This window comes from Leucobacter sp. cx-328, assembly GCF_014530035.1.
Lineage (GTDB): Bacteria > Actinomycetota > Actinomycetes > Actinomycetales > Microbacteriaceae > Leucobacter.
Genome location: NZ_JACVMX010000007.1, coordinates 22,537 through 36,811 on the forward strand (window position 1 = coordinate 22,537; position 14,275 = coordinate 36,811).

Annotated in this window: 13 protein-coding genes; 4 read left to right on the plus strand and 9 right to left on the minus strand. The window is 63.6% G+C overall.

Features of this window, described 5'->3' with window-relative positions:
- Positions 1–53: 53 nt before the first annotated feature.
- Complete coding sequence (locus tag ICL81_RS09415; RefSeq protein ID WP_188034645.1) at positions 54–260, plus strand: helix-turn-helix domain-containing protein; 207 nt, start codon at positions 54–56, stop codon at positions 258–260.
- 3 nt (positions 261–263) lie between these two features.
- Here the strand turns inward: ICL81_RS09415 and ICL81_RS09420 are convergent, their stop codons facing one another.
- Entirely contained in the window at positions 264–1,244 is a 981-nt protein-coding gene (locus ICL81_RS09420; protein ID WP_188034646.1) for a DNA-processing protein DprA, read from the minus strand.
- A gap of 195 nt (positions 1,245–1,439) precedes the next feature.
- Here ICL81_RS09420 and ICL81_RS09425 point away from each other — a divergent pair, with 195 nt between their 5' ends.
- From ICL81_RS09425 to ICL81_RS09435, 3 genes are all read left to right on the plus strand, one after another.
- A complete protein-coding gene (locus ICL81_RS09425; protein ID WP_188034647.1) occupies positions 1,440–1,814 on the plus strand; it encodes a sulfate permease in 375 nt (124 codons plus the stop codon).
- 254 nt (positions 1,815–2,068) lie between these two features.
- Entirely contained in the window at positions 2,069–3,724 is a 1,656-nt protein-coding gene (locus ICL81_RS09430) for an ABC-F family ATP-binding cassette domain-containing protein (RefSeq protein WP_188034648.1), read from the plus strand.
- Entirely contained in the window at positions 3,721–4,989 is a 1,269-nt protein-coding gene (locus ICL81_RS09435; protein WP_188034649.1) for an MFS transporter, read from the plus strand. Before ICL81_RS09430 ends, ICL81_RS09435 begins: the two co-directional genes overlap by 4 nt.
- A 125-nt stretch (positions 4,990–5,114) precedes the next feature.
- On the opposite strand, the gene ICL81_RS09440 is transcribed toward ICL81_RS09435, so the two are convergent.
- The 8 genes from ICL81_RS09440 to ICL81_RS09475 all read right to left on the minus strand — a co-directional run bounded on the left by ICL81_RS09440 (position 5,115) and on the right by ICL81_RS09475 (position 14,272).
- Positions 5,115–5,681, minus strand: a complete 567-nt coding sequence (locus ICL81_RS09440; protein ID WP_188034650.1) for a hypothetical protein — start codon at positions 5,679–5,681, stop codon at positions 5,115–5,117.
- 18 nt (positions 5,682–5,699) lie between these two features.
- Positions 5,700–6,158 (minus strand): single-stranded DNA-binding protein, encoded by a 459-nt coding sequence (locus tag ICL81_RS09445; protein ID WP_188034651.1) that lies wholly within the window; start codon positions 6,156–6,158, stop codon positions 5,700–5,702.
- Positions 6,159–6,238: 80 nt separating this feature from the next.
- The gene (locus tag ICL81_RS09450; protein WP_188034652.1) at positions 6,239–8,017 is read right to left on the minus strand and encodes a type IV secretory system conjugative DNA transfer family protein; all 1,779 of its coding nucleotides are present in this window, start codon (positions 8,015–8,017) and stop codon (positions 6,239–6,241) included.
- A complete protein-coding gene (locus ICL81_RS09455; RefSeq protein ID WP_188034653.1) occupies positions 8,014–8,547 on the minus strand; it encodes a hypothetical protein in 534 nt (177 codons plus the stop codon). Before ICL81_RS09455 ends, ICL81_RS09450 begins: the two co-directional genes overlap by 4 nt.
- A gap of 33 nt (positions 8,548–8,580) precedes the next feature.
- Positions 8,581–10,065, minus strand: coding sequence for an ATP-binding protein (locus tag ICL81_RS09460; RefSeq protein WP_188034654.1), 1,485 nt, complete (start codon positions 10,063–10,065; stop codon positions 8,581–8,583).
- Positions 10,062–10,835, minus strand: a complete 774-nt coding sequence (locus ICL81_RS09465) for a hypothetical protein (RefSeq protein WP_188034655.1) — start codon at positions 10,833–10,835, stop codon at positions 10,062–10,064. The genes ICL81_RS09460 and ICL81_RS09465 overlap by 4 nt, the downstream gene beginning before the upstream one ends.
- Before the next feature lie 238 nt (positions 10,836–11,073).
- The gene (locus ICL81_RS09470; protein ID WP_188034656.1) at positions 11,074–12,441 is read right to left on the minus strand and encodes an MFS transporter; all 1,368 of its coding nucleotides are present in this window, start codon (positions 12,439–12,441) and stop codon (positions 11,074–11,076) included.
- Positions 12,442–12,805: 364 nt separating this feature from the next.
- Positions 12,806–14,272, minus strand: a complete 1,467-nt coding sequence (locus tag ICL81_RS09475) for an SCO6880 family protein (RefSeq protein ID WP_188034657.1) — start codon at positions 14,270–14,272, stop codon at positions 12,806–12,808.
- Positions 14,273–14,275: the final 3 nt, after the last annotated feature.

The following is a 14,275-nucleotide window of genomic DNA, read 5'->3' on the forward strand; positions in this document are numbered from 1 at the left end:
CAGCCGCGGACACCTGTGAGGTAACACCAATCCATTCACAGGAAGGCACTGCCATGAACTCTCGAACTCGCAGGGAAGAGCACGAACCCGCACTGGTCTCTCTTTCCGTCGCGGCCGAAAGCCTGGGTGTCTCAGTCAAGACGATCCGGCGTCGAATCTCCGACGGTACGGTTCGCGGATACCGAGTCGGGCGCCTCATCCGGGTTGACATGGAGGAACTGCGAAAGAGTCTCGTCGTGGAGATCCCAACGATGAGATAGCGGTTACAGCACGCGGTTGCTCGGCAGGACGGCACGCGACGCCCCCAGGTGGATGACACTCCGCCTGGGGGCGTTCGCACTGTCAAGCATCCGCGTGACGTCCGATGCGTTGGTGACAACGCGCGCGCTCCCGTCCTGAAGCAGATGATTCGTACCGGCGCTGGCGGCGGAGGTAACGGGCCCAGGCACAGCGCCAACAATGCGACCCAGTAGTTCGGCTTCCCGAGCAGTGTGCAGCGTTCCAGACCGAAACCCCGCTTCAACGACGACGGTGGCACCAGAGAGCGCGGCGAGGATGCGCGACCGATCTAGGAAGCGCTGCCGGGTTGGGCTGACCCCTGGCGGCAGCTCAGAGAGCACCAAGCCTTGGCGTGAAACGCTCCCAATGAGGTCTGCATGACCTGCGGGGTACGGGCGGTCGATGCCCGAGGCAAGCACCGCGATCGTGTTGCCGCTCTCGATGAGCGCGGACCTGTGCACGGAGCCTTCGACACCGTAAGCAGCGCCGGCGACTAGGGTCTTGCCGTTCCGGGCCAGCTCGCTGGAGATGTCCTCGGCAACGCGCACGCCGTAAGCGGTCGCCGCCCGGGCGCCAGTGATCGTGATCAGATGGGAAGGAGGTGCGGTGAGGAGTTCTGTGTGTCCCGCAGCCCAGAGCGCGTACGGGGCTCGCTCGCGGAGATCGTTGAGGGCGGCGGGCCACTCTGAGTCCTCGGGTACAAGCACCCGATAGTCGTTCTCAGCGAGCAACCGCGAGGCCACCTGATCGGGATTCGCTCGTGATTGCAATCGATCTCGCCAGACTGCTGCCTCGACTCGATCCATGCCGGGAATCGCGGTGTCGCGCTCGATCAGAGCGATCAGCTCGACCCCACCGACTCGTTCGAGGAGTGCGCCCGTTGCGGCGTCGTTCGGAGTGCCGATCAATGACAGCACTTGGCGGGCAGTTCGCTCATCTTTAGCGAGGTTCGAGAGCGTTGGCATGATGGCCTCCTTCGAGGTGAGATCTCACTGAGAAGGTGCGCGAATGCTGCCCCTTGTTGCCTCATGCGGAGCAGGCGTACCCTGGGACACGAAGCAGGTTCTCAACTCTGCGGGCCCTTCGGGGCGGCCCTCTCGGGCGCTCGATTCACATGCTGCTTCCTCGACGGAGATCGACGTGTGACGAGAGGCCCCATCATGATCCGTTTGATTTTGACGGTCAGCAGCTTCATCTACGCAGTCCTGCAGCGATACGCACCCACGAACATTGTGTTGGGCCGGATCCGGCGGCGCCGTGGCCTGAAATGGGGCATGCCCGCGATGCTCTTGGCCGCGCCGTACATCGTGCTGGCGCATTGGTGCTCATCTGCGATCGGCGACGGCGCGCCAGGATGGTTCAACCTCGTCGTCCTACTGTGCGTCTGGAACGCGTTGAAATTCATCGCGATCGGCCCGATCAGCGTGGCACTTCTGATCCGTGCTCGGTATCGGGAGAGGATTGAAGGGCGAGAGGCTGCGACCGAGTCTAAGTCGCTTCCGATAGGAAGTCGATCGCTTGTCAGGGGTTCATAGAACAGGTAAGTTCGCACAGCAGGGAGCGTTTCGCCACATGATGAGCGACTGGGCTTCTTTCGGTGAGCCTATGTTCTATGAGGTAGACTCGGTGCATGCATTTGTACTTCCTGTAATGACGGAGCAGGCCTACCGCGCTCGTTGAGAATATCCGAGCCAGCGGCGGTCGCTCGTTCTGACCCTTTTGAGGTCGCCGTCATTGACGTACTCGTTGCCTCACGGTTTTTCGTGGTGCGTCGTTCCGAAGGATTCGAATGCTTACCCCCACACGTCATATTCCGGCGCGCCATCGCGCGCAACTTACCGCCTCCGACGTTTCCGTCATGCGAGGCGCCACATCAGTTCTCAACCATGTCGATCTCGTCATCACTGCTTCGTCTCGCGTAGCGATCGTTGGAGAGAACGGTCGTGGGAAATCCACACTCCTGCACGTACTTGCGGGCACCCTGCCGCCGGACGGTGGCGAAGTCCAACGCATCGGCACGCTCGGTCTCGCTGAACAGGAGATGGAAGCCTCCGACCGCCGAACCGTCGGGCAGGCCGTCGCGGAGGCAATTGCCGAATCGCTCGCTGCCTTGGCAGCCCTCGACGATGCTGCCGCCGCGCTCGCAGAAGGCAGTACTGACGCCGCTGAGCGGTACGAAACGTCGCTAGGGCATGCCGAGGCGCTGGATGCATGGGATGCCGAGCGTCGCGTGCAGGTCGCGCTTGAAGCGCTCGAAGCTGAGACTGACACGGACAGATTGCTCACTGATCTTTCTGTGGGTCAACGGTACCGGGTGCGATTAGCGTGCCTCCTGGGTGCCGATGACGACTTTCTCCTGCTCGACGAGCCCACGAACCATCTCGACCGCAGTGGGCTCGAATTCTTGACCACACAGCTCAAAGCGCGCAGTGGCGGTATCGTCATCGTCAGTCATGATCGAGCGCTCTTGGCCGACGTCGCCGAGACGATCGTCGACCTCGATCCCACACCTGATAAGCGCCCGCGCGTGTACGGCCACGGGTATGACGGGTACCGAGAAGGGCGCGCCGCCGAACGGGAGCGTTGGGAGCAGGAGTACGAGCGCCAGCAATCCGAGCACGCGCGGCTGCAGGACAGCTTGAGTGCTGCACAGAACCGACTCGTGTCGGGGTGGCGACCCGAGAAGGGTACGAACAAACACGGTCGCGCGACTCGCGCGGGCGGGCTGGTGCAGAGCGTACACCGACGGCAGGAAGCACTCGAAGCGCATGCGGTGACCGTGCCGGAACCGCCGCAGCATTTCCGGTTCCCTGAGCTGCCCACGCGAACCGGCGCGGCACTCCTGAGTGTTGAGCAAGTCAGTGTCGACGGACGACTGGCAGAGCCGGTGTCGTTCACGCTGTCGCACCGCTCCAGACTCGCGGTGACCGGGCCGAACGGGGCAGGCAAATCAACACTCTTGAGCGTAACGGCGGGTGAACTCTCAGCGGACACTGGAACCGTTCGCGCGTCCCGCAGTACACGGGTAGGCTTCCTTCGGCAAGAGACGGCTCTACCGCGAGATCTCCGAGCGAGCGACGTCTACGCGAATCACGTCGACGGGCTGGTCTCTGCAGGAACGGTACGTGCGTCGGAGGCGGTCGGCCTGTCCGGCCTTGGCCTGCTCCGCTCGCGCGAGGCAGGTAAACGCGTCGGTGAACTGTCTATGGGGCAACAGCGTCGCCTCGACCTGGCTTTAGTTCTCGCGGCCCACCCGCACGTGTTGTTGCTCGACGAACCCACTAATCACCTCTCGATCGCGCTCGTCGATGAACTCACCGAGGCGCTCGGAGCAACCCAGGCGGCGGTGGTCGTGTCGACTCACGACCGTCAGCTTCTTCGCGACGTTGCCGCCTGGCCGCAGCTGCAACTCAGAGCGATGGCAGAAGGTGAGGTGCGGGTATGAAAAGCAAGAGTCTCCGCCGAGTGCGCGCACTTCGCCCCCTGACTTCACGGGACTACCGACTGTTGTTTGCCGCGGTCGGCATCGAGGTCTTCGGGACTGGCATGTGGACCATCGTCATGGTGTTCCAAGTGCTTGCGCTCGATGATAGTCCGCTTGCGCTCTCAGCTGTCGCGACCGGGATGAGCCTGGGCCTCTTCGCGTTCTCGATCGTTGGTGGTGTCGTCGCAGACCGGTTGTCCAAGCGCCGCATTATCATTACCGTTCAGGGAGTGATTGCGGCCGTCATATCGGCCGTCGCAGTCCTCTCGCTCACCGGCAACGTCGAACTCTGGCATGTCGGTGTCGCGTCCTTCGCAATGGGGGCAGGCAGCGCCTTCTTCTACCCGGCGTATAGTGCGTACCTGCCGCAGGTACTCCCACCCGATCAGCTGCTGGCCGCGAACGGGCTCGAAGGTGCGCTCAGGCCGACGATGGGGCAAGGGCTCGGACCAGCGCTTGGCGGCGTCATCGTCGGCATCTTCTTCCCGGCCATCGGCGTCGTCATCGTCGCAGCCTCATACATGATCGCTTTCGTCATCACCCTGTTCCTCAGCCGACGCGACGAGCACCCCTCGGTCACGCCGCTCGAAGAACGAGTGAGTGTCTGGCGCGATCTCCGAGCGGGCGTGGGATATGTCGTTCGCACGCGCTGGCTCCTGTGGACGCTCATCTTCGGTTCGGGGCTCGCGCTCATCATCCAAGGACCGATCGAGGTGCTTCTGCCGTTCCTTACTCGCGACCGATTCGTGGAAGCTGAAGCCACCTTCGGGTTCCTCCTGGCCGCGTATGGGATCGGGGGCGCCGTCGGCTCGCTGATCGTCTCATCCCTGAAGCTCCCACGCCGCTACCTGACATTCATGATTCTCTGCTGGGGTGTTGGCACCCTTCCCTTGGTGGTCATCGGCGTTGTCGACAACCTCCTCTTGATGCTCGCAGCGCTCTTCCTCGTCGGTGCGCTCACAGGCGCGGGCGTGGTCGTATGGGGCACGTTGCTGCAACGGTTGGTGCCGCTGGACATGATCGGGCGGGTCGCCAGCCTCGACTTCTTCGTCTCGATCGCGTTCATGCCCGTGTCGATCGCCGTTGCCGGACCGCTCTCGTTGCTGGTGCCGATCCCCGCAATTTTCGTGATCGCTGGGGCCGTTCCACCGATTCTCGCGGTGATCGCGCTCCTGGCAGGACGCATGCGGCAGACCGAAGAGGAGCACCCGTTGGACGCTGGCTGAAGGAAGCAAGTCGGGTGTCGAGCGGACCACCGCAAGCGTCGACGAGGATCAATCCATCCTGCTGGCGGCACTCTGCGAATGAAGTACGCATCCATCTCAACCGGGGGCTCGTCGATCAGACGACCTCAATTGGGCGTCTCATCCGTTCTCGCGCCGATGCTTGCGTAGAACGCATCCTCTGCGGCCCTGCGCGCCTCAACCTGTTCGAGCACGAACTGTACGAAGTCAGCATCCCGATCCATGATGGCCTCCTCCACGATGTGGACGGTGCGTTCCTCGCCTGGCCAGACGGTTTGCCGCGTCGGTCGATCTCGGTCAAGCCGCGTGCCGCTGGCCGTCACCCAGTCGCGCAGACGCTGACGAGCCTCTGCGAAGTCGCGGTGCCATCCGAACGGTGCTGAGCCGTCTTGGTTGGGGTCGTAGGCGCATAGCCAATGCAGGTGGAGGGCGGAAAGCTCCCAGAGCAGCTCGGGGTGACGATGCCATACCGGTGGAATCACTGCGGCGGGCAGGCCGTACTCGGTGCGGAGCCAGTTCACCCAGCGATTGAGTTCGAGGAGTTCTTCCTCAAGGTCTTGCGACGTGAGGAGATTCCAGTTGATCGGATGCGGCGGCTCTGCGACGAGATCCGGCTCAAACTGCTCAGCCTGGATGTTCTCGTTACCCTCGCCGGTGACGCTTTGCTCGTTCATGTGCTGCTCCGATCCGGCTCAGTGCCCGAGAGATGGGGCACCGTTTACGGTCCCAGAGGATCGAGGTGCGAATGCGCGGCGCTGTTCTTTGTCGGCGCTGCTCCGCGAAGCTGTCTTACGGGGTGAGCGGTCGACTTCGTAGCGGGTGCGTGCGGCATCGTGGCCGATGCGCTTCGCGACGAACTCCTCGCTCTCAACGCTTTGACCTTCGCGCTCGTAACTCACGGGCCGCTGGTATCCCTCGGCAATGAAGTTGTCGCCTTTGGAGAATCGCTCTGAAGCGCGTTCGGCGGAACGCCCGAACATGACGAGGTGGTGAAAGCTCGACTCCAGTTGTGTGAAGGTGCCGTCCTCCTCGCGGCGGAAGTGCTCCTGCCCGAAACGGAAGTAGAGGCGGGGGTTCCCGTTGGCCGAGACTGTCAGCTGCGGTTCTGAGGTGACGAATCCCGAGACGGACTCTTGTGTGTGGATCGACATGATGCTCTTCCTGTCTGGTCAGGCGGCCGCGTTTGTTCGGCCGTTGCGACAGGTAGGTGCACGGTCGTCACCCGTGCTTGTTAAAGCTTGGGGTGCTCCAGCAGAGCTTCTATCGCCGAGCGATCGAGAAGGAGCTTCTCTCCGTCAGCACGTTTCGGCCATGGATGCAGATCGGTGATGATGGGTACCGTCGATCGGAGCAGGATCACGCCGATACCGAAGGGGAGCGTCCGAATCCGATCCGGCGGCAAGATAGACAATCTGCGGACAGAGCGCTGATTGGAGCGTGAACCGTAGTCGCCAAGCGTGACGGAGTCAGTGAACTCGTCACGCTCACCGATGAGGGTGGAGAGGTCCTGGAGATCGCGAGAGTTTGATGCACCGCCGAGGATGATCTTCGCGATGCTTGCGTCCCAGATCGCAGCCGCCTGATTCTCTGACCACTTGTCGCGTGCTTGGGCGAGCGATTGGAGCACAGGCATCGTCGTGATGCCGGTGCCGCCGCCTTCGGCCATGAGTGTCGGCAGTGAGGGGAGTGGCGCGAGGTTCCCAATCTCATCGAGCGCGAGCAGGAGCGGGGGATCGAGTCGTGCACCGGGCGATCGTGCCGCCATGCGGCGAGCAGTCTCAACGAGGTCTTCGACGAAGGCGGCAACCAGCGCAGCGCTGTTTCCGGCGCCAGCTCCGGTCGCGAGCAGGTACAGCGTGCCGCGGCTGCGAATGAACTGCTCCGGATCGAAGTGCTCACCCTCGGTCGGGCTTACCGCGTCCAACACCCTGGGGTCGGCGAGCGAGGCCAGAGCGAGCGAGACGCCCTGCCAGATGCTGTCGCGAGTGCGCGGATCAGCATCGAGCATCGCTTCCAATGATTCTGCCCATCCCGTCGCGGCGAGAGGTGAGCCGGTGAGGATCGCAACGGCCTCGGCTGCCACCGCAGGGTCGAGTGTCCAGCGGAAGAGTTCCGCCGGAGTTCTGTTATCGAGCGCCGCAGCGTGGAGGAGCGCTTGCAGCGCGACTCGGGTCTTGCCCTCCCAGAAGCCGCCGCCTTCGACGCCACCGGACGAGAGTTCGGTGGCCGCTGCGAGACCAGTCGCCCGAATCATCGCGGTGAGCGGATCTTCGCAGCCTCGGATGGGAGACCATCGCAGACCGGCGGGAACGCCTTCGGCCAGGTGCTGTGGGTCGAAGACCGCGACAGGGCCAAGTCGCTCTCGTGCCTTGAGCGTCACCGTAAGGTTGTCGGGCCGAGTGGACGTTGTGACGACTGCGCCTGGCGCGTCAAGGATCGCCGGGATCACGATATGCAGCCCCTTACCTGAGCGCGGCGGACCGATCAACAGGATCGAATCTTCGACGCTCGCCCAGATCTGCTTGCCGTGCGAGCGACCAAGCAAGAAGCCCACATCCTCCGGCTTCGGGTGCTCAAGCGAAGGACGCAGCGTCGCAGCACGACGAAGAAGTGCCTTCGAGGAGGCGCTGGATGCGACGTCGTGCCCGCTCGCGGTCCCTTGAAGCTTGCGGGGGTCGGAAGTGACAGCCCGAGAATGGCGTCGTATCCGAGCCCAGACCCACACAATCGCGGTGGTGAGCAAACCGAGAAGAAGGGATGCTATGACCCAGTAGACAGCTGTATTGAGGCCGGGTGCCCCGAGAGCAGCGGCGGGATCAGCAGGGGCAAAGATCACGTTGACGCCACCGGTGAAACCGACCTCCGGTCGTTCAGCACCAGTCAGAAAGGCTGCGATCGAACCGGCCCCGCGGAGCACGGCAGCGATACCGAAAAGTGCGAAGAGGCCAATCATGAGGGCGTTGGTCAGCTCATCCCCAAGACCGCGGCTATGAGACTGGGCGCTGGTCATGCTGGCAACCGCTCAGCGACGATGACGCCAGATACGCGCCCGATCAGCAGGAACTCTGCGTTCTCATCCGCAACCTGACTGAGATCGATAGCTGCACGAGCTGTGCCGTCAGCGGCACCTTCCGCGCTGGAGACCGAGAGCGCGACCGTCACGTCTTCGCCGGGAATGAAACCGGCACCACGAACCTCGATCAGCTCATGTGTTGGCCGATGGCGCGCTCGCCGCGTGGCATCGGGTACCGGAGGCTCTGCTGCCATGCGCTCGCGCCGCGTGGCGTGGACAATGTCGGTGAACACGGAGCCGTCGTACTCCCGCACCTCGACACGAACTGTTCGCGTGCGGTGCGCGGAAAGTGCGTCGAGCAGTTCGCCGAAACGAGCCCTATCCCACTCGGACGCCGGACCCGTAGGCGGGAACTCTCTGCCATCGAGGGAGACGCGCATCGCACCGCGTTCATCGACGTGGATGCTGGCGATCGGAAGGTTGACGGAGGACTCTGGCGACGAATCTCTGGTGTTGCGTTTGCTCATACCGCGAAGGTGCGTCAGAGCCTCCGCGCGCACTCAGCCCACCATCCGACCTGTCGTGTCGAAGAGTGCCAGCTCGTCGGGGTGTAATTGGTGCTGGCAGACGAACGAGCGATCCTTGATGCGCCAGAGCCCCTGTCCCACGCCGAGGCCCGGCAGCAGCTTCTGCTCCGTACCGGTGAGTCCAAGCGCTCCGGCGGTGACGCCGAGCTGGTCGGATTCCTGCCGGTAGATGATTCTCGTCTCGGCATTGGCCAACAGACTGTTGGCGAGGGCACGCATGGCGGACCCCTGGTCACCGACGTTCTCCAGGTCAGTGAGCTTGTGGAAGATCAGCATGTTCGCGATCCCGTAGTGACGTGCGAGTCGCCAGTGAGCGTCCATCCGTCGCAGCAGTGCGGGGTGGGACATGAGCCGCCAGGCCTCGTCGTAGATGCACCAGCGTTGGCCGCCGTTGGGATCGAGCAGTGCAGACTCCATCCACGCAGAGGAGCAGGTCATGAGCACCGAGATCAGCGTGGAGTTCTCGGTCACCCGTGAAAGGTCGAGCGAGATCATCGGTAGCGTCGGATCGAAGGTCACGGTTGACGGGCCGTCGAATAGCCCGGCGAGATCTCCCGCAACAAGCCTTCGGAGTGCATGCCCGACAAGCCTCCCGTCTTCCGCGAGCCTCCCGTCGGGGTCTGCGTGCTGAGCGGGGGCGAGGATGTGCTCAACAACCATTGGAAGGATCGGTACATCGTTACTGCGCACGACCTCGGTAAGCGCGGTATCGATCGCCGTGTGCTCCAGCGGGGTGAGGGGTCGCGTAAGAACCGTCTCAGCGAGTGCGCCGATCAGGTCGCGGCGCCGAGACGCGACGGTGGACGCCCAGCTCTCGTCGCTCATGCCAGAGGGGCGGTAACCCTCGTCGAGAGGGTTGAGCCGTGCGGCAAGCCCGTGCCCGAGCACGATTGCACGCCCGCCGACGGCTTCGGCGACGGCCGTGTGTTCGCCCTTTGGATCACCTGGCACGTAGACGCGGCGCCCGAATGGGAGGGACCGTGTGTAGAGGCTCTTTGCCAAGCTGGACTTCCCGGAGCCGACGATGCCCGCGAGCACGAGGTTCGGAGCGGTGATGATGCCACGGGCGTACAGCACCCACGGGTCGTAGACGAAGGAACCACCGGAGTACAGATCCTGACCGACGAAGACGCCATCGGAACCGAGCCCTCCCTCTGCGAGGAATGGGTACGCACCTGCGAGAGTGGCTGAGGTGTCCTGATGCCGGGGCAGACGGAACCTGCCTGGTGAACGCAGCTGAGCCGGGCCAGGTTCCCCAGCGGTGGGAAGATACGATGTGCCCCGGCGCTCAGCCAGCTCGGCGAGATACTTCGCGCGGGTTTCTTCGCGTTCGGAGTGCTGCTGCTTGGCCTGTAGCTTCGCGGCCGCCCGTTGACGTTGCTTGCGCACTCGACGCTTCTCGGATGCTGGAGCAACGAGCACCGCCGTATGGAGCCGCTCTGCGTCATCCCGGTTCATAGCCCCAGCCCTCGCTGCTTTTTGAGTGCCGTGATGTTTACTGGTTCGAACCAGGATGCCCGCTGTTGGCGCGGCGCCACTGGGTGCGCATCGAGGCCGCGAGACTCGTTCGGAAGTCCGTCTTCGGCGTCGATGGTGTGGAGTCGATACAGGGCGACGTGGTCGAAGCTGTGACTGTAGGTGAGGTGGTAGTCACCGTCGCGCCGCTCGTGCTCCAACGGTCCGCTGGGCGGCACGTCGTAGACATACCCGTTCTCCATCGCCGCACTCGTGGTCTCGTCTCCGTAATCCCAGTTCTTGAGGTGGTCGAGTCCGGCGGCAGGGCCGTCGGCGTCGATCATGTCGAGCACTTCGTCGGCTTCTTCACCTTGTATGAAGACGACGTTGATCCACCGTGTTGCCGGGCCGTTTTCTGTCGCGGGCGCGTCGTGCCAGGAGACACGACTCGCGGCAGATGCTGCGGCGTTCAGTCGGTCCTCGGCTTGGTCGATGAATGTCGCCGCCTGATGCAGCTCATCGGCGGCAGCGAGCGCGTCCGTTGATCCAACGGCATGGTCGCCGTGATCGTCGAACGCGCGGGCACGATTGCTGATGTGGGCAGTAGCGAGCTGATCGAGCACTTGCTTCAGCGACCGGACTCCCGACAGCAGGTCGCCGAGCACGCCGTAGAGATCCTGGGGGTTCTCGAAGTTGCGCGATGCATGCGCGAGCCCGCGCAGCGCCTCGGATGCTTCACCGGCATCGGCGCCGGGATCGTAGAACGTTGGCATTGGGAATCCTTTTGACTTTCGATGGCGGCATTGATGACCATCAGGTGCGCATCCCAGGTACCGGTCACGATCACTTGAAACCGGCAGCGACCGTAAGGTCAGAGCGATCTCGCAAGCCGATTACCACTGAAGTGTGACGGCATCGGGCCCTCGGGATAACTGCGTGGGTCGTCCTGCTTTGAGTGCGGACCCAAAGCAGGCCGACCAGACGCCAGCCGGAGATGGAAGGGTCGAGTGCCTATTGGGAAATTGCCCGGTGCTCCCGCGTGCTCGGAAGCACGATGCGTGAAGCGAGCGCTCCTGCGGCGATAAGCCCGATCACGGCGAGGGCACTGCTGACCAGGTACGGCGCATCCCCGGTGAACGCGGGCGCAAAACCGATGCCCAAGTAGAGGGCGATGCCGGTTGATCCGCCTAATTGATCGGAGGCTCGCTGGACACCAGAAGCGATCCCGGCATCTTGGTCGGTGACACCGCTCACCGCCGCGTACTGGAGACCAACCAGACCGAAGCCCATGCCTGCGGCAATAAGAATCATCGCGGGAATCATCGCTGGTGCTGGTCCATGCATGTGCACGACGATCGCGATGGTGCCCATCGCCAGTGCCGTGAACACGAGGCCAGCGAGGATGCACGCACGCGCGCCCCAACGGTCGAGCAACCTGGGCACGAACGTCGCCGCGATCACGAGCGAGACGGCCAAGGGGATGAGCGTGAATCCTGTCGCCAGCGGGCTGAGCCCCAGACGTTCTTGCAGGTAGAAGGTGAAGAGCAGGAACGACGTTGACAATGCGGCACTCAAAAGCGCGGTGGCTCCGTTCGCGAGGACTCGCGTCTGGTTGCGGAAAAACGTCATCGGCACCAAAGGATTCGCTGCACGTCGCTCAACCACGACGAATAATGCGGCGCAGACAAACGAGCCAGCAAGCGCGGCGACCCAGGTCGCGGTATGCGCACCCGAGCCTGCTTCGATAATTCCGAACACGAACAGCAGCGGCGTCGCGGTGAGCAAGATGGCGCCAGGAAGGTCGAGCGGAGCGGACTTCGCCGCGTTTCCAGCGGGGAGGAGGATGCCCGCTGTGACGAGCACGAGCAAAACGAACGGAATCGCCACAAGGAAGATCCATCGCCAGCCATAGAACTCGGTGATGACCCCGGAGAGCACGAATCCGAGCACGAGGCCACAGCTGGCGACTGCTGCCCAGACACTCAGTGCCCGTGACCGTCCGCGCCCTTCGGGGAAGAGCATGACGATGGCCGCCATCGCTGCGGGGAGCGCAAGCGCTTCACCGGCCCCCTGCAGCAATCGAGCGGCGACGAGAATCGGGAATGACCATGCGATCCCAGCCAGCAAGGATGCCGCGCCGAAGATCGCGGTGCCGGTCAGGAGCACGCGTCTCCTGCCGAACACGTCGCCGAGGCGCCCACCCAGCATGAGTAGGCCACCTCCCGTGATCGTGTAGGCGACCACAACCCAGGTCAGTTGACTCTCTGATGCGCCGAACTCGGCGCCGATGGAAGGCAGTGCGACGTTCACGACGGTGACGTCGACGGCAATGAAGAACTGCAGGATGGATAGACAGACAAGGACAAGCCATGCACGCACCGATGATCTATCCCGGTGCCAGGAAATGCGAAAGGACACGAATGCTCCGTTGTTCGAAAGATGAACTCCGGGCAGCAAAAAACACCGCTCCGGACTAACTACGAAGCGACGGAAACGTCAGAGGGTAGATCGCCCCGCCGCTAGCGGAGCGTCCTCGTAACAGCGGCGGCGGCCGCGGCAGAAGCGCCAGACATGCACCCTAAGATATCAGGTGCTGATCCAGTACTCAGGCGAATACCATATGACCGCGGCTACATGACGCCGAGGTTGCCCGAAACGTGCGGCCAGGAGTAATCCTTCCGACTGGCGGTCATGACGATCAACTATCGAACCGCATCCATGAGCTGCGACTTCGAGGTCCTGCTCACACCACCCGGCACAGAGGCAGCGCGGCGGCGGTGAATGCCTGTGCCTGCTGGCCGACGAGGAGTCGCATCTCGCAGGAGGCTTGGATGGCGGCTTGCTCGATGGCGGCGACTTCGGCGTCGAGGTCGTCTGCGGTACGTGCTGAGACAGAGACGAGACCCGTGTAGCGGAGTACTCCGTGCCCGGCAGTGAGGTCGGCCTCTTGCTGGAGCACGTCGTGAAACTCTGCCGTCTGCGATGCATCCTCGATCTGGCCGATCCGCTGACGCTGGGCAGCGTCCGAGATGTACTCGGTCTTCTTCTTACGGATGTCGCGCGCCGCCTGATCGGAGCGCATTGGGGTGCACAGAAGCGAGAACGATCGCTGGATCCCGGTTGAGAGCAGCAGCGGCGCGAGAAACCCGGGGTACACCATCGACCTTGGCCATTCCGAGATCCACAGCACTGCGTGGAAGGCCGAGTCGGTGCGCAGCCTCGACCAGGACTCGTTAACGGCCACGGGTCCTGCAGTGGCGAGCGACTGACCAAGTTCACCGTGGCGTTCAAGCGTCGCCGCGACGGCCGGGTCGTACGCCGATCGGAGAATGACCGCGATCTCGCCACACGTCAACCAGGATGACGGCGAGAGATCGGCTGACCGCAACGCGGCAATCAGCGTCGACATTTCTTGACGCAGCACAGCTGCCGCGCCACGAATGCCACCACCGGCTGTGCGGATCTGGCGGGATGCCGCACGCATGTCGAGGGAGAGAGACAGCGTGGTCGCGTGACGTTCTCCGGCGGGCCCGGCGCGGTCGATCAGCTCGGCATACGTGGTCGAGGCCCAGGAGGCGTCGGCGTTGCCGTGTGATGCCCACCATTCGGCAAGCCCTGTCCCAGAGTCGGGCAGCGTGCGTTCCAGCACCTGGAGCATCGAGATGCGTCCTGAGCGGCAGACGGTTGCGAGCACCCGGCTCCACGAGCTGACTCGGCGTTCCTGTTCGCCGGGGTCGAGGAGCACGAATGCGGGATGCGAGACGGCAACGATCGCCGTGAGCGTTTCAGCGGTCGGATCATGCACCATTCCTGCGCCGGTGGCGGGGTCGTCGTACTCGCGGAGCCGCGCCATGTCGCCGGGAAGCGCGAGAGTCCCCGCGGGCCGAGGTTTCACAACTCGTCGACGGTAGAGAAGTTGCCCGCCAGTGGTCTTCCACATCCACCAGATAACTACGGGGATCCACTCGACGACCGCGCGCCCCGCGATCCGGATCCACACCACGGCCGCCGCGGCAAGCCACACGGGTGCGGAGAACGCGATGAGAATCCCGCCGCCAGCGTAGAACGCCCACACGAGCGTGCCGACCCCGAGGCCGAGAGCGACAAGTTGCGACAGCGACAGCCCGAGCAGGACCCCTCGGCGGGTCAGTCGCGAAAACTTCACCGGGACGAGGTCACCGGCGCGTGGAACGTCGTGATTCTTCGGCATGAT